The 15,201-nt window shown below is 41.6% G+C and carries 14 protein-coding genes; 2 read left to right on the plus strand and 12 right to left on the minus strand.

Annotation, left to right across the window (positions count from 1 at the left end; translation table 11 throughout):
- Positions 1 to 155: 155 nt before the first annotated feature.
- Positions 156 to 1,718: an ABC transporter substrate-binding protein gene (locus EP57_RS03625; RefSeq protein WP_036084330.1), complete on the minus strand. Its 1,563-nt coding sequence runs from the start codon at positions 1,716 to 1,718 to the stop codon at positions 156 to 158.
- A gap of 185 nt (positions 1,719 to 1,903) precedes the next feature.
- Here EP57_RS03625 and EP57_RS03630 point away from each other — a divergent pair, with 185 nt between their 5' ends.
- A complete protein-coding gene (locus EP57_RS03630; RefSeq protein WP_036084332.1) occupies positions 1,904 to 2,863 on the plus strand; it encodes a DNA polymerase beta superfamily protein in 960 nt (319 codons plus the stop codon).
- Between the two features lie 32 nt (positions 2,864 to 2,895).
- Here EP57_RS03630 and EP57_RS03635 read toward each other — a convergent pair whose 3' ends face one another.
- Positions 2,896 to 3,663, minus strand: coding sequence for an SDR family NAD(P)-dependent oxidoreductase (locus tag EP57_RS03635; protein ID WP_036084334.1), 768 nt, complete (start codon positions 3,661 to 3,663; stop codon positions 2,896 to 2,898).
- 96 nt (positions 3,664 to 3,759) lie between these two features.
- Here EP57_RS03635 and EP57_RS03640 point away from each other — a divergent pair, with 96 nt between their 5' ends.
- Positions 3,760 to 4,137 (plus strand): MerR family transcriptional regulator, encoded by a 378-nt coding sequence (locus tag EP57_RS03640; RefSeq protein WP_036084336.1) that lies wholly within the window; start codon positions 3,760 to 3,762, stop codon positions 4,135 to 4,137.
- A 36-nt stretch (positions 4,138 to 4,173) separates the two neighbouring features.
- Here the strand turns inward: EP57_RS03640 and EP57_RS03645 are convergent, their stop codons facing one another.
- From EP57_RS03645 to EP57_RS03690, 10 genes are all read right to left on the minus strand, one after another.
- On the minus strand, positions 4,174 to 4,530 hold the full coding sequence (locus EP57_RS03645; protein WP_036084337.1) for a DUF805 domain-containing protein: 357 nt from the start codon (positions 4,528 to 4,530) through the stop codon (positions 4,174 to 4,176).
- An 84-nt stretch (positions 4,531 to 4,614) separates the two neighbouring features.
- A complete protein-coding gene (locus EP57_RS03650; protein WP_036084339.1) occupies positions 4,615 to 6,798 on the minus strand; it encodes an alpha-galactosidase in 2,184 nt (727 codons plus the stop codon).
- 17 nt (positions 6,799 to 6,815) lie between these two features.
- Complete coding sequence (locus tag EP57_RS03655) at positions 6,816 to 8,804, minus strand: beta-galactosidase (RefSeq protein WP_173405077.1); 1,989 nt, start codon at positions 8,802 to 8,804, stop codon at positions 6,816 to 6,818.
- 18 nt (positions 8,805 to 8,822) lie between these two features.
- Entirely contained in the window at positions 8,823 to 9,647 is an 825-nt protein-coding gene (locus EP57_RS03660) for a carbohydrate ABC transporter permease (RefSeq protein ID WP_052167530.1), read from the minus strand.
- Complete coding sequence (locus tag EP57_RS03665; RefSeq protein ID WP_114982862.1) at positions 9,644 to 10,501, minus strand: carbohydrate ABC transporter permease; 858 nt, start codon at positions 10,499 to 10,501, stop codon at positions 9,644 to 9,646. The genes EP57_RS03660 and EP57_RS03665 overlap by 4 nt, the downstream gene beginning before the upstream one ends.
- A gap of 77 nt (positions 10,502 to 10,578) precedes the next feature.
- A complete protein-coding gene (locus tag EP57_RS03670) occupies positions 10,579 to 11,859 on the minus strand; it encodes an ABC transporter substrate-binding protein (RefSeq protein WP_036084344.1) in 1,281 nt (426 codons plus the stop codon).
- Positions 11,860 to 12,021: 162 nt separating this feature from the next.
- Positions 12,022 to 13,011, minus strand: coding sequence for a LacI family DNA-binding transcriptional regulator (locus EP57_RS03675; protein WP_036084346.1), 990 nt, complete (start codon positions 13,009 to 13,011; stop codon positions 12,022 to 12,024).
- A 347-nt stretch (positions 13,012 to 13,358) separates the two neighbouring features.
- Positions 13,359 to 14,324 (minus strand): HoxN/HupN/NixA family nickel/cobalt transporter, encoded by a 966-nt coding sequence (locus EP57_RS03680; RefSeq protein ID WP_036084347.1) that lies wholly within the window; start codon positions 14,322 to 14,324, stop codon positions 13,359 to 13,361.
- 182 nt (positions 14,325 to 14,506) lie between these two features.
- Entirely contained in the window at positions 14,507 to 14,695 is a 189-nt protein-coding gene (locus EP57_RS03685) for a hypothetical protein (protein ID WP_036084349.1), read from the minus strand.
- A 54-nt stretch (positions 14,696 to 14,749) separates the two neighbouring features.
- The gene (locus EP57_RS03690; RefSeq protein WP_036078022.1) at positions 14,750 to 15,088 is read right to left on the minus strand and encodes a zinc ribbon domain-containing protein YjdM; all 339 of its coding nucleotides are present in this window, start codon (positions 15,086 to 15,088) and stop codon (positions 14,750 to 14,752) included.
- Positions 15,089 to 15,201 lie beyond the last annotated feature (113 nt).

Below are 15,201 nucleotides of genomic sequence, written 5' to 3' on the forward strand. Positions count from 1 at the left end.
CCCTAACAAAAAAAGTATGGTTAAAACAACGGAAAAGCCCTCACCAGTAGAGAATAAATCCCTACCAGTTCGGGGCTCTAATATATACAGATTAGGCTATTCACAAACAAGAAACAAGTTTTTGGCTCTGAATTACCTTTTTTCATTCACTAATCTTATTTAAGATATAGTTTAGACAAGTCGCGGAACATGGTTACTGGTTGTGGTGTCGCTTCTTTTGTTCCTCCGTATTGTTTACCGATAGCTAGTACAGCATTATCGTATGAAATTGGATAAATAACTGCGTCGTCCGCAATCGTTGTTTGGATTTGTTCATAAATACCTTGACGTTTTGTTTCATCGGCAGTAACTGCGCCTTCATTCCAAAGTTTGTCTAGCGCTGGATTACTGTAGTTCATATAGTTGTAAGGTTCGCCTGACATGTAGAGTGTTTTGTAAGCATCTGGATCATTACCCATGATATAACCACCAAGCATTAATGAGTAAGCATCACTCTTACGATCAAGTGTAATATTGCTCATCGCAGTTGGGTCAGTAGGTTTCAATTCCAATGATACGCCGATTGATTTCAATTGTTCTTGCACATATAAAGCGATACTTTCTTGCGCTTTACTGTTGTTCAAATAAATGATGTTTAGTTTATCAGAATTTTTATAGCCACTTTTTGCTAGTAGTTCTTTAGCTTTTGTTAGGTCTTGATTGTATGTTTCTACTTTGTCTGTGAAGAATTTCGTGTTCTCAGTTAGGAATGAACTTGCTGGTTTTGCATATTCTTCTGAGCCGTATGCTGCATCAATTAAGTCTTTACGGTCAAGTGTTAATGAGATTGCTTGGCGCAAGTCTTTTGATTTCAGTGCTGCAACGTTTTGGTTAAACGCAATGTAGCTTAGACGATTTTCTGGATACGTAATGATGTTGACGTCACTTGCTTTTTCGACTTTATTGCGTTCAGCTGGTTGGATAGCTTTTAAGTTAATTTCGCCATTTTGCAATGCTAAGTTCGCTGCATTTTGGTCTTTTGTGATTCGGTATGTTACTTTATCAAGTTTTGGTTTGCCATCGAAATAGTTATCGAACTTCTCTAAAGAGTAGTATTCGCCTGATTTGTAATTAACGAATTTGTATGGACCTGAACCAACTGGTGCGTTGTTTTTATCGCTTTTTCCGATATCTGCAACGCCATCAAAGATGTGTTTTGGAATTGGATAAAATGTTTTTAATGTGTTTTCAAATGCTGGTGCAACTTGTGGTAGCGTGAATTTTACAGTTGTTGCATTTTCAGCTTCGGCTTTGACTGATTTGTCACCGAATACCCAGTTGCCACGGAATGGACTGTTTTGTTTTTCATCAATGATAGAATTGACGCTGAATACGACATCGTCCGCAGTTAATGGCTTGCCGTCGTGCCAAGTCAAACCGTCTTTTAATGTCACTGTATACGTTAGATTGTCAGGTGAGATATCTAATTTATCCGCAAGGGCAGGTTTACCATCGTACTCCCAAAATAATGGAGCATAAAGTGCTTGTTGAATCGTTAAGCTCACGCGATCGCTTGAATACAGTGGGTTTACTACTTCTGGATCGCCGGGAACACCGATGATAATGGAATTATTGTCTTTCGAGCCGCTTGCTTTATCAGAGGAACTCCCAGAACCACCGCAGGCTGCGAGAACTAATACCATCGTTAATGTGAAAATAAATAATAAACCTTTTTTCATACTTTCTCCCCTTTTCTTCGTTATCATTTTTATAATTCTTACTTATTAAGTAGGAATTGGTTATACTTAAAATACCTCGATTCGCTTTTAAAGTCAAGCTATTTTTACTTTGGAGAAAAAGTATTTTCGGACGGCTTCTTTTGGTATAATGTTTGCAAGTAAATAAGTGAAGGATGTGGGTGAAAATGGATAAATATAAGACAACGATTATGTCCCATGAATATGATTTTTTGAGAGCAAATGCTGATTTAGAAAATATAGCTTATTTGGTTGCTAGTGGGTCACATGGTTATGGAACAAATATCGCGACGAGTGATTTAGATTTGCGCGGATTTTTGTTGGAAGATGAGCATTATTTATTAGGCCTGCATACTTTCGAGCAGTTTGAAGAGAAAGAGACGGATACTGTGATTTTTGGTGCTAAGAAATTTATTAAGTTGTGTGCACAGTCGAATCCGAATGTTCTTGAACTGCTTGGCGTAGAGGAAGAGGATATTCTTATCTGCTCGGATACTGGGCGAATGGTGCGTGATAATGTGGATTTGTTTCTTTCAAAGCGAGTAGAGCAAACATTTGGCAACTATGCAAAAGCACAATTAAAACGACTGCAGAATGCTTTAGTTAGAAATGATAATTCAAAGGATGAGAAAGAAGCGCTGGTCTTGGAACGATTAAACACGCAGATTGGGCGGTTTGGTGATAAATATTCGAATTTAGATTCTAACACACTGAACTTACGACTGGAAAATAAGGAAATTGTGATGGATTTGAATCTTCAAGGATACCCATTGCGTGATTTTAATGGTATATATACAGATTTGCAAGGAATCGTACGGACATTTGATAAGGCTCGGCCGGATGATTCTCAGAAGGAATTGCCGCGATTGTATAAGCATGCCATGCATTTAGTAAGAATGCTCGTGACTGGACGGGATATTTTAGAAGGTAAAGGTGTTATTACAAAACGTCGTGCAGAACACGATTTGCTGATGGCGATTCGCTCTGGAGAAATGACTTTTGATGAAATTTTTGAGCGTGTTGCTGTATTACAATTAGAATTTGACCGTGCAGCAAAAGAAACCGCATTGCCCGAACAAGTCGACATGAAGCAGATTGAAGAATTATTGATTTCGCTGTACAAATAAAAAACGAGCCAGTGATGACTCGCTTTACAACTTTATTTAATGAAGCGTGGGGAATTGACATAGGTGAATTGTGGATCTTGTAGCTCGAATGTGAAGTCGCGGCCATTTACTAATCCAACAATCTTTTCGTTGTCGTATAAGTCTAGTAGGAAGCCAGCCATTTCTTTGCTTGTATGGAACTTCGCCATGCCTTTTTCATAGTCAAAGGAGTCTGTGTCTGTCGCTCTTTGGGCGAACTCGGTTTCTGTGGCTGATGGAGCCAGTACTTTAGCGCGCATTTTGGCACCTGTTGTTATTAGTTCTTGTGCTAGACCTTCCGTGAAGGCGCTAACGTAGAATTTGGTTGCGCAATAGGTTACGGCGTTGGAAATGATGTTGTAGCCTCCGCGTGATGAGATATTGATTAATTGTGTTCCTTCTATTTCTGCATAATCACGAACGAAAAGAGAGGACAAGATTGTCAATGCTTCGATATTTAAGTGTAGCATGGATTCGATTTTAGTTAGTTTTTGCTCGCCGACAAGGTCGAAATTGCCAAAGCCTGCGTTGTTGATCCATGTTTCTAGCTCTAATTCCTTGAGGCCTTCATAGAGTTCGTATACATTTTCTGTGACGGTTAAATCTGTTGTTTTAATTTTGATATCTAATTCTGGATTGATTGCGAGCGCTGCGTTTTTAAGTTCTTCTAGTTCTGTTTTTCGGCGTGCCACAATGACTAAATTTTTGCCTCTTGCTGCGAATGCCAATGCTGTTTCGTAACCAATTCCTGAACTTGCTCCTGTTATTACCGTGTATTTCATCTCATTTCCTCCAATGGCTTCCGCCGTTTATTTATGGTATAGTCGTCATTATACGGCTTATAGTGAACTCTAAGTCAAGCAGTTAGGAGTGATTTTATGTATACAATTGGCGAAACGGCGAAAATCGTGGGTTTAAGCACCTATACATTACGTTATTATGAACAGGAAAAAATTATTACACCTTCTCGCAAAACAAGTGGTGAGCGTTATTATAACGAAGAACATCTCAATTGGTTGCGCTTCGTGATTCGTTTGAAAGCGACGCAAATGCCTCTCGCACAAATTCGGAAATACGCCGAACTATTTTCAGAAGGCGACCACACTGCCGCGCAACGACTCGAGTTATTGCAAGCACATCAGGCGTTTATCCAAGAGCAGCTGCAACGCTTAATGGAAGTTAATAGTGAACTGGACTACAAAATTACTAATTATGAGCAGTTGATTGCCAATTCAGCCATACAAAAAAACGTTTGAGCTTCCTGATTAGGAATTTCAAACGTTCTTCAATACTTATTTAGCTAATGGATCTTCGCCAAAACGATTGGCGCCTCTGTCTCCTGCTGTACAGTAAAAGACTAGCATGATAATCCAACCAACAAGCGGGATTAATGCCATTAAAATGAACCAACCGCTTTTGTTTGTATCGTGTAAACGACGAACGCCTAGACTAATCATTGGTAATAATACAATTAGTCCTAGTAGTCCATCCACATAATAAATGAACTCACTAACATAACTGAAAATCCCCAATACGAAGAAAATCAACCAAACCGCTAACCAAGCATACCAATATTCTGAACGACTAGCTCTACCGCTGAAGTTCGCATAGTTCCCCCAAAAAGCTTTAAATGCTTCTGAAAATCCCATTTTTTAAGCAACTCCTTTTTTATTTCTGTTAAACGTCCATTCTACCATATACCCGTATCTATTAGCGAGTTAAACTGCGATTTTTTACATTTTTGCGATGAGGTGCCATTGGAATGTTTGGAAATCGCCTTTTAGTGTGGTTGGTATTTTTAATCCGCTGTACATTAATTCGTCTCCGCCGAAAACTTGTTTTGTTGCGTTTATTTTATACTCCGCGTCTTTATTTAGACCTGCTAGTTTGAGAGTCTGCAATGGTTTTGCGGGAACTGCGAGTACTTGGAAATAGAATACGACGGCCTCGGTTTTAGTTTTATCGACGAACATCCAGGCTGTTTCGTTGCCTTCAAATGGGCTTTTTAGACGGTAAAAATCACCGAATTGGATGAGTGGACGGATTTCTTTGTATGTTTGGATTTGTTGTTTGATGGTTTCTTTTTCGGTGTCGGTGAGTTTTGTTAAATCTAGTTCATAGCCTAGGTTTCCGGACATTGCTACATTGCCGCGGATTTCTAGCGATGTGTGCCGTTTGACTTGGTGATTTGGGGCAACAGAGACGTGGGCGCCCATTGTAACTATTGGGTAGACTAGACTTGTTCCGTATTGAATTTTCAGGCGGGAGATTGCGTCAGTGTTATCGCTAGTCCATGTTTGTGGCATGTAATATAACATACCTGGATCGAAACGACCGCCTCCACCTGAGCAACTTTCGAATAGAATATCTGGAAATTCAGTGGTTATTCGATTCATAACATCGTATACGCCCAAAATGTGACGATGCGCGATTTCTTGTTGTTGCTCTTTTGGAAAATGGGCGGAACCTACCTCTGTTAAATGGCGATTCATGTCCCACTTTACATATTTTATCGGGACCTCTTTTAGAATCGTTGTCATTTGATTCACTATGGCCAAACGGACGTCTTCGCGTGAAAAATCGAGAACGAGTTGGTTTCTGCTTTCTGAGCGTCTTCGTTCTGGAACATGTAGGCACCAGTCAGGATGGTCGCGATATAAATCGCTGTCTACTGAAATCATTTCTGGCTCAAACCAAAGACCAAATGCCATGTCTAGGTTATTGATTTTTTCTGCTAGCTTTGTTAATCCATGTGGCAATTTTTCTTTGTTGAGAAACCAGTCGCCTAATGAGGTCTTATCGGAATTTCGTTTACCAAACCAGCCATCGTCTAAAACTAGAAGTTCCATACCAAGCTTGCTTCCTATTTTTGCGATGTCCAGAATCTTTTTTTCTGTGAAGTCAAAGTAAGTCGCTTCCCAGTTGTTTACTAGGATTGGACGTTCTTTGTCGCGGTAAGCGCCTCGCAGTAGGTGATTTTGATAGAAATGGTGCAATTGTCTGGACATGTCGCCAAGGCCTTTGTCGGAATAAACCATGACCACTTCGGGGGTTTGGAATGTTTCGCCTTGCTTTAATTGCCAATTGAAATTGAAAGAATGTATTCCAAAATTGACGCGCGTCGTTGCAAACTGGTCTACTTCAACGGTTGCTTCGAAATTGCCACTGTAAACAAAATGGAAGCCGTAAACATCGCCTTGTTCTTCGGTTGTCGTTTTTCGGAGCAAGGCAATGAAGGGATTTTGTTGATGACTGCTGGCACCACGAAGGCTTTCAACGCTTTGTATGCCGCGGCGTATGGGACCTCTTTCTATTTGGCGTTCGTTTCCCCAAGCGCCAGGCAAAGTTAGGAGATCATACTCGCCATCTTTAAAATCAACACTGGCACTTGCGGCTTTCAAAATTTGCAATGTATTGTCACCATTATTTATGAAGCGGGCTGATCTAGTGATGATATTGTATTCTGTAAACACGGCGTATTGCAAAACAACCTGTAGCTTCAGAACCTCGTCCACTATCGTGATTTCAAGCGTATCCACATCACTTCCATGCGTTGCCGGCAAACCGTCTAGCGTGCCTTTTCCTGAATAGATGCGGTGCGATCCATAGCGCAAATCAGAAACCGTCGTACCGTCCGGCCCCTTCACTTGGTACGCAGGTTTTCGAAAATCTGTATTGCCATATTGCGGATATTCCTGAGGTAGCGAATCCAGCGAAAACGTCTCGTCACCTATTTCCACACTGGGCGAGAAATCACGTTTTATGAACGTCAAATCATTGGAACCGCGATATTCTCGCAATTTTTTGCCATAATACAAATGCGCCAAATAGCCGTCACGAACTACGCCTAACACATAACTAACGTCCTTACCGCGCAAATGAAATATCCGCCGTGCCTCATCATAACTAATGCTCATTTTTTACGAGACCTCCGTTACTTTTTTAAAATTTTCACATCATGGGCTGGAAGTGTCATGAAATTCGAGATGTTTTCGCTATTTATCAGCTCCGCGAACGTTCCGCCAATGTCAAAAACCTGCGTCTTGTCTGTGTGGTTTAAGAAGAAATAGTACGTCGTCTCACCCTTCTGACGAGCCGTAACTTCAACACCTGCTGGCACTGCAAAAGGAGGCGTAATGTCCGCCGCATCCAAACAATCACGTAACAGCTGCTCTAAATACGCCGTCTCAGGTTGCGTCCCAACATAATACGCCGTCCCAGCGCCATGCTGATTCACCGTCACCGCAGGCATTCCCGCCACATAACCATCCTTGAACGATGCAATAGCTTTCGCGCCGCGCAAATGAATCACTTCTTCCCAAACCGCAATGTCCACATCGCCGTACGCCGTCTGGATTTGATGTGTCGTTCCGCGTTTCATCGGAGCAAACTCTTCCACATAAATACCCAACACATCACGATAAGCCCCCGGATAGCCACCCAAGTACACCCGCTCATTCTCATCCACAATCCCGCTAAAGAAATTCGCAACAAAATGACCACCCTGCTCCACATAACTCGCGACTTTATCCGCAAACTCTCGCGACACTTGATAGCTCGCCGGTGCAAACACAAGTTTATAACCTGACAAGTCTTCATTCGGATGCACAAAGTCCACGCGAACATTCAAGCGATGCAACACTTTATAATAAGCCAATAATTGACGCATATAAGTCACTAAATCAGACGGTTTCGAATCAAGCTCCAAAGCCCACCAATTCTCCCAGTCAAAAATAATCGCCACTTGCGCATCAAATTCTGAACCAACAAGTTCATCTAACCGTTTCAATTCCTGCCCTAACTCCGCAACTTCTTTGAAATTCCGGCTTTCTTCATCACCAGAATGCGGCACCATCCCACTATGAAACTTCTCCGCGCCACCTTGTGATGCCCGCCATTGGAAAAACATGATTCCGTCCGCACCGTGCGCAACCGATTCATAACTCCAAAGTCGCATGATTCCAGGTGTTTTCGCCCCATTCTGACTACGCCAATTCACCGCACTCGCCGCTTGTTCCATAAGTAAAAACGGCTTTTTCTTCAAACTCCGCGTCAAATCATGCGCCATGAACTGCGCATACGGAATCTCATCATACGGATCAGGATACGCGTCCCACGACACCAAATCCATCTCTGCGCCCCATTTAAAGCCATCAATCGGCTTATGCAGCCCCATCAAATTTGTCATAATCGGAATGTCCGCCGAAAATTCCCGTATAATATCCCGCTCCATTTTATATAAATCAAGCAAAGAATCGCTCATAAATCGCTTGAAATCTACCTGCTGATTCGGATTCGCATACGTTGGCGTTTTTCCAGGCAAAAAAATCTCTTCCCATTCATAGTAACGCTGACTCCAAAAATCCGTCGACCAACTCACATTCAACTGCTCTACCGTCTCATATTTCCCCTTCAACCAAACCTGAAACTCCGTCTGGCACTTTCCGCAATAACACTCGCCAATATGGCATCCGTATTCATTATTAATATGCCACATCACAAGCGCCGGATGATCATGGTAACGCTCCGCCACTTTTCGCGTCAAAGCTCCCGCAAGCCGCGCATAATCCTCACTATTCGGGCAATAATGCTGCCTAGACCCAGGCAACAATCGCACGCCGTCCACATCCACCGGCAACGAATCCGGATATTTCCGCGCAATCCAAGCAGGAGGCGCCGCCGTTCCCGTCGCCAAATCCGCACCAATCCTATTTTCCGCAAGCATATTCATGATTTTATCGAGCGTCGTGAAATCGTACGTCTCCTCATTCGGCTGCAACTTCGCCCAACTAAAAATATTCACACTCACATAATTCACGCCCGCCTTCTTCATCAAGCGCATGTCCTCTAGCCAAACCGACTCGTCCCACTGCTCTGGGTTATAATCTCCACCATAATAAAAATTTTGCTGTTCTCGCAACATTCCAATAACCTCCCCATTTTACTTGAGCGCACTGCCCAGCATTCCTGAAATAAAGTGTTTTTGCAACATCAAGAAGAAAATAATAATCGGGATCGTCGCAAAAGTAATCCCCGTCATCACTTGCCCATAATCCGTAAACGACACGCCCATCAAGCTTGAAAGCGCCACCGGGAACGTATACATCTCACTCGAAGTCGTTACAACAAGCGGCCACATAAAGTTATTCCACTGCGTCATAAACAAGAAAATCGACGTCGCAGCAAGCGCAGGTTTCATAGATGGCAACACAATTTGAAAGAAAATCCGATACTCCCCCGCCCCGTCCAATCGTGCCGACTCCAACAGTTCACTCGGAAACGCCATGAAATTTTGCCGCATTAAAAAGATCGCGAAAGGATAACATAATTGTGGTACAATCAACGCAAAATACGTATTTAACAACTCAAAATTCGACATTAATTTAAATAACGGTATCACGGTCGCCTGCGAAGGTATCATCATCGATAACATGAACATTAAGAAAATCAAATTTGCCCCGCGAAATCGGAATTTTGCAAGCACGTAAGCCGCCGCCGTACAAATCGCCAATGCCAAAATCACATAAGCACCTGACACTAGTAAAGAATTAAATAACACCCGGTAAATTCCGATATTATCATTCAAATTCACCAGATTCGTAATAAATTCTTTCCCTGGCAACAACGTAATCGGTTTCGAAAACATTTTACTCGAGTGGTTCGTCGCGCCGATCAACATCCAATAAAACGGAAAAATCGAAATAACCATAAAAATCGAGAGCAATACATATCTACCAATCGTCCTGCCTAACATTCTCTCACTCATTTTTTATCAGCTCCCGTAAATTTGAATTGTAAGAACGACAGCACGGCAACGATAATTACGACTACATAAGCCACTGCCGACGCATAACTGAAGTCAAAATATTTAAATCCGTTTTGATAAATATACAAGCCAAGCGTCATCGTCGAATCCGCCGGTCCACCTTTTGTTAAGTTGAATGGTTCGTCAAACAGTTGCAGCGTCCCAATCGTCGACAAGATTGCCGTAAACAAAATCACTGGCTTCAACTGCGGAATCGTGATGCTGAAAAACTGTCGTATCTTCCCAGCACCATCCATATCCGCCGCTTCATACGTATCTTCCGGTATATTTTGCAACGCCGCCAAATAAATGACCATATTGTAACCCGTCCAACGCCAAATCATCGCCAAAATAATCGATACTTTCGACCAACTCGCCGAAGAAAGCCAAGGAATCGGTCCAATCCCTATGTACGACAACAAATTATTAATCAGTCCAGAATCCTGCAACATAATCGAAAATAGCAAAGAATACGCAACAAGCGATGTCACCGCCGGCAAATAAAAGCCAACTCGGAAAAACCCTTTCCATTTCAATAACTTATTATTCAACACCGTCGCCAAAACAAGCCCTAAAAACAGCATAATCGGCACTTGAAAAATAAAGATAATAAACGTATTCTTCAAAGCTTTCCAAAAAATTTCATCATGCAACAATCGCTCATAATTCGCAAGTCCCGCAAACGAAGTCTCCCCGCCATTACTCGTTTGAAAACTCAATACAAAGGACGAAATAATCGGATACAAAATAAACACAACAAACAGCAACACCGACGGTAAAATAAATACATACGGAAAAGTCTTACTTCTACTCAAAATGTCCATTCTCCTTTCAAAAACAGGGAAGGCAGAAGAACAACACATTGTTCCCCGCCCTCACCATGTTGGCTGTTTTACTGTTGAATTCGGTTAGCTAAACTTTTCTTCGCTGCTTCAAGCGCTTTCTTCACATTTTCGCCTTCCAAAACTTTAGATTGTGCTTTTACCGCTTCGTCTTTTGCAATCGAGTAATTTCCTGTGTAGTTCGCTGGTTTGATATCGTCCATTTGATTCGCGAATAACTGCCAAATATTTTCTTGTGTGAAATAATCGCCCGCATTTTTGAATGTATCGGTTTCATAAACGGTGTTGAGCGATGGGAATAAACCTCCCTCACTCATTGCTAACTCTTGTATATCGTTAGACGTGCTGAAATATTTCAAGAACTTGTATGCTTCGTCTGATTTCTCACTTGCCGATGGAATCATGAAATTACTACCGCCATTATTTGCCGCATGATTGCCACCTTTTTCAAAAGCAGGAATCGGGAATACGCTCCATTTACCAGCTAAGTCTGGTGCTTGTTGAATTAATGAACCAGAGAACCATGCGCCAGTTGGTGCTGTCACTACTTCCCCATTCGCCAAGGCGCTAACCCAAGGATCCCAGCCAGACGTGTTTTTCGAAACGCCAGCGTCTTTGATTTTTTGTACCATGCTCATTGCTTTTTCGGACTCATCAGAAGTAAATGCGATATCGCCTTTGTCATCAAAATAGAACGTGCCGAGCGTGTTTAGCATGATGCGGTATTGCCCATCATCGTTGTTGTAATCCATACCAATCATATCTTTACCTGTTTTTGCTTTAATTGTTTTACCTGCCGCAATGTAATCATCCCATGTTTCAATCGATTTCGGATCAACGCCTGCTTGTTTGAAAATATCTGTACGATAGAAAACGCCTGCTGGCCCCGCATCAAATGGGAATCCGTAAATTTTATCATTTTTACTTAAAAGACTTACTTTATACTCTGGGAATTTACTCTTTTCATCGTCAAAACCTTTATCAGACAAGTTGACAAAGCCTTTCGGGAAGTTCTCTAAGTACCCTTGCACCTGGTCATCTTCAATTAGCAAAATGTCCGGCAAGCCTTTACCACCAGCTTGTAAGCCTGTTGTGATTTTTTGATACGCATCTGTGTTACTCATTTCTACGACTTTTAGTTTGAAGCCTGGGTTATCTTTCTCGTATTCTTTCGCTGCACCTTCCAAAGCTTTAACATTCACATTCCAAGCCCAAGCAGTCAGTTCTTTTTTATTTTCGTTTACGCTATCTGAGCTTCCCCCTCCACACCCTGCTACAACTAACATGACAGCCATACTTACCATTAAAAGTATTGCAAAACGCTTCTTCATTCTTTACCCCTCCATTTTTGTAATCGCTAACATTTGTTAGTTTGTGAAATCCCTCGTTGTGCTTCATCATCAGAATAACAAGTTTTTAGTTAAAAGTCAATCATTTTTACTACATATTTAGTAAAAATAAAAAACCTTGAAATTTATCAAGGTTTCATCGCTCTATCTGGAACTTTCTCTGAGGACTAAATCCGTCTCTAATATCGTTCGTTTCGCGTGTTTGCGCCCGTTCATCCGTTCAATCAACATATCCATGCCTTCTTCACCCATAAATTCGGTGTAAACGCGAATCGTACTCAGCGCAGGGGACACATACTGTGACACGCTAATATCATTAAAACCAACAATACTCACACGTTCTGGAACTGCAATTCCAGCTTCCGAAAGCGCGCGTAAACAGCCAATCGCCATCGGATCATTCGCCACGAAAAACGCGGTTGGAAGTTCCTCGCCTAACTGCTCAATCGCTTGCTTCATTTGCTCATAGCCCGAAGGTACGTCGAAACGACCACCAACGACAAACATGTTTTGTTTGGCATACAACTGGCGTTCTTTCATGTACTCCACATAAGCCACCGAACGCGGATCATTCATGCTACCGTCAATTTCACTACGCTCCTCAGCACCAATAAAGCCAATATTCGTATGCCCACCCGCAATAAAATAATCTATGACCTCGCGCGTCGACTGTACAAAATCAATCACTACAGAATCATATTTATTCAAGCGATAATCCGTATCAACAAAACAAATATGTGGATGGATTTCCTTTAACTGCTCTACTTGCTCCAATGTAAACTTCCCAATCGCCAAAATTCCATCGATTGTAGCCTGCGCAATCTTGTCTAGTTCATACAATGTCGATATCTCAATCCCATGTTCCCGTGCTCGATTCTCTGCACCTATTCTAATTGACATATAGTATATATCATTTAATTCTTCCTCTTCCGTATTCCATTGAACAATTGCAATTTTACCTGTTTTTTTCGTTGCTTTTTGTTTATGTTTCGTATAATCTAAACTCTCCGCAATTTCAAAAATCTTACGCCGCGTCTCCCCAGAAGCCGAGAGCGTCTCATCATAATTTAACACACGCGAAACAGTTGCTATCGAAACACCTGCTTGCTTCGCAATATCAGTCATCGTCGCCATTTTTATCACCTTTTATAAGTATTTACTAGCTTTATTATAGAGCTTATGTGAAAAATTTGCTAGGAATAGTTAGTAAAAAACACGATTTTTTTATATTTTTTTAGTAAAAGAACCTGAGACATAACTAATTTCCACACAAAATAAGCAGGAAACCGCGACCCCCTTTTTCGGGTAAGACGTGTTTCCTGCTATACACAAATCGAGCGAAAGCGTTTGTATTCAGGGAGTTTGGTGGAAGCCGGAAGCGGAGCATACTCGTGTATGTGAGAACCGGAAGTCCGCCAAACTCCCTGAATGCGAGCGCTTGTCGCCGATTTATTTGGGTTATGTCCCAAACTCTCTTCGCGCTATAATCTTTTTTGCCGTCGATAAATCAGCATGGCGCAGAACCATATTAATAGGAACGAGAGCATCAATGTGATTCCAAAACCATTAAAATCAATACCGTTAATGAAATGCACAACCGCACCGTTCAAGTCTGTATAGCTTAGCAAGAACTGCATTAATATTGTGCCACCGACAACAACTGCCGAAACAACTGAAATCACCGTGACGATAACATTATAACGATAGCGACGTTTATGGTTGTCATATGCCCAACCGTATGTTTGACTCATTATGATACTATCTAATGTATCAAATAAGCACATACCCGCCAAAAAGGACAATGGTAAGCATAACAAGCCAATCGCTGGAACAGTCGCACTAGACTGCACGCTCAGTGTAATCAGCCCAATCTCTGTCGCCGTATCAAACCCAAGCCCAAACAAAAAGCCAATCGGATAAATATGCCAACTTTTTGTTACAAACTTGTTGAGCGGTTCTACAAGACGAACAATAAACCCGCGGGACGCCAATGCGTCGTCCATGCCAGTTCCATTTCGCTCTGCCGCCATTAATTTTCGCAATGAAATGATATTCGAAATTGCAATTAAAATCAGGAAAGTACCCGCTACAACTGTGCCGATTGCTGGACCGTAATCTGTAATGAAAGCCCATTTTCCCGTTAATTTTCCTGTCACCCATATGAGCACGAAAATCATTAGAATGACTACCGTTGAATGCCCCATGGAGAAGAAAAATCCGACACCGTTTCCGTCTGTCTTTCTACTTACTAATTTGCGCACCGTATTGTCAATTGCTACAATGTGGTCCGCGTCAAAAGCATGCCTTGCCCCGTAAGAATATGCAAGAATCGCACTTGCAAGTAATGCTGGTGTTGTCTGGACATAGATGAGCAATAACACGACCGCAACTATGTGGATCAGAACAACAAGTAATGCATAAAGTGGAATCGAAGTTGTTTTCCGCATCCCTTGTTCGCTTCCTTTCGCCTGAAAATTCATGATTGTTAAAAACCTTGCAAATAATACATTCCAAAGTTCTTAAAGTAACATCATATCACCAAATTCCAGACGCGTCACATCATAAGCTACCGTATAAACCCGACAAATCTCATAAAAGCCCTCTACATCAATACTTCATAGCAAAAAAATTATCGTAAATCATCCAACGCTTGATAGTCTTCTTGATACTTCCCACCATCCGCTACATCCGCATGATACAACGCTTTCAACGCAAAAGTCTTCTCTAAATCATGCTCTGTCATCAACGCTTGTAATTTTTGTTGTAATCTCTCATTTTCACGTACTAATTGTTTCATTTGTGATTTTACATACCTCATTATCTCCACTCCTTTCATATAAAAACGCTTGCTGGAGCAAGCGTTTTTGATAAATCATAATTTCTTAACAAACTCTGATTTTAATTTCATTGGTCCGAACCCGTCAATTTTGCAGTCGATGTCATGGTCGCCGTCTACTAAACGGATGTTTTTTACTTTTGTTCCGATTTTGACAACCGATGAACTGCCTTTTACTTTTAGATCTTTAATTACTGTAATAGAATCGCCATCCGTCAGTACGTTACCGTTAGAATCGCGGACAACTTTCACGTCATCGCTTGCCTCTGCAGCATCAGCAGACCACTCGTGACCACATTCTGGGCAAATAAATAGACCTCTATCTTCGTACGTGTATTCGGAATTACATTCTGGACATTTTGGCAAATCAGCCATATTTAATTTCCTCCATTCGGTTTTATACTTCTATTATAGTACATTCCCACGTGGAACTCCATCGAATATGGAAAAAAGGGGGTAGGACATAACCCAAATAAATCGGCGACAAG

This window comes from Listeria booriae, assembly GCF_000766865.1.
Lineage (GTDB): Bacteria > Bacillota > Bacilli > Lactobacillales > Listeriaceae > Listeria_A > Listeria_A booriae.

Bases quoted from the DNA above. Each gene is read 5' to 3' on its own strand.
- EP57_RS03630 (WP_036084332.1), top strand. From the start codon at position 1,904: ATGGATAAATATAAGACAACGATTATGTCCCATGAATATGATTTTTTG.
- EP57_RS03690 (WP_036078022.1), bottom strand. From the start codon at position 15,088: ATGGCTGATTTGCCAAAATGTCCAGAATGTAATTCCGAATACACGTAC.
- EP57_RS03670 (WP_036084344.1), bottom strand. From the start codon at position 11,859: ATGAAGAAGCGTTTTGCAATACTTTTAATGGTAAGTATGGCTGTCATG.
- EP57_RS03625 (WP_036084330.1), bottom strand. From the start codon at position 1,718: ATGAAAAAAGGTTTATTATTTATTTTCACATTAACGATGGTATTAGTT.
- EP57_RS03645 (WP_036084337.1), bottom strand. From the start codon at position 4,530: ATGGGATTTTCAGAAGCATTTAAAGCTTTTTGGGGGAACTATGCGAAC.
- EP57_RS03655 (WP_173405077.1), bottom strand. From the start codon at position 8,804: ATGTTGCGAGAACAGCAAAATTTTTATTATGGTGGAGATTATAACCCA.
- EP57_RS03640 (WP_036084336.1), top strand. From the start codon at position 3,760: ATGTATACAATTGGCGAAACGGCGAAAATCGTGGGTTTAAGCACCTAT.
- EP57_RS03685 (WP_036084349.1), bottom strand. From the start codon at position 14,695: ATGAGGTATGTAAAATCACAAATGAAACAATTAGTACGTGAAAATGAG.
- EP57_RS03650 (WP_036084339.1), bottom strand. From the start codon at position 6,798: ATGAGCATTAGTTATGATGAGGCACGGCGGATATTTCATTTGCGCGGT.
- EP57_RS03680 (WP_036084347.1), bottom strand. From the start codon at position 14,324: ATGCGGAAAACAACTTCGATTCCACTTTATGCATTACTTGTTGTTCTG.
- EP57_RS03660 (WP_052167530.1), bottom strand. From the start codon at position 9,647: ATGAGTGAGAGAATGTTAGGCAGGACGATTGGTAGATATGTATTGCTC.
- EP57_RS03675 (WP_036084346.1), bottom strand. From the start codon at position 13,011: ATGGCGACGATGACTGATATTGCGAAGCAAGCAGGTGTTTCGATAGCA.
- EP57_RS03635 (WP_036084334.1), bottom strand. From the start codon at position 3,663: ATGAAATACACGGTAATAACAGGAGCAAGTTCAGGAATTGGTTACGAA.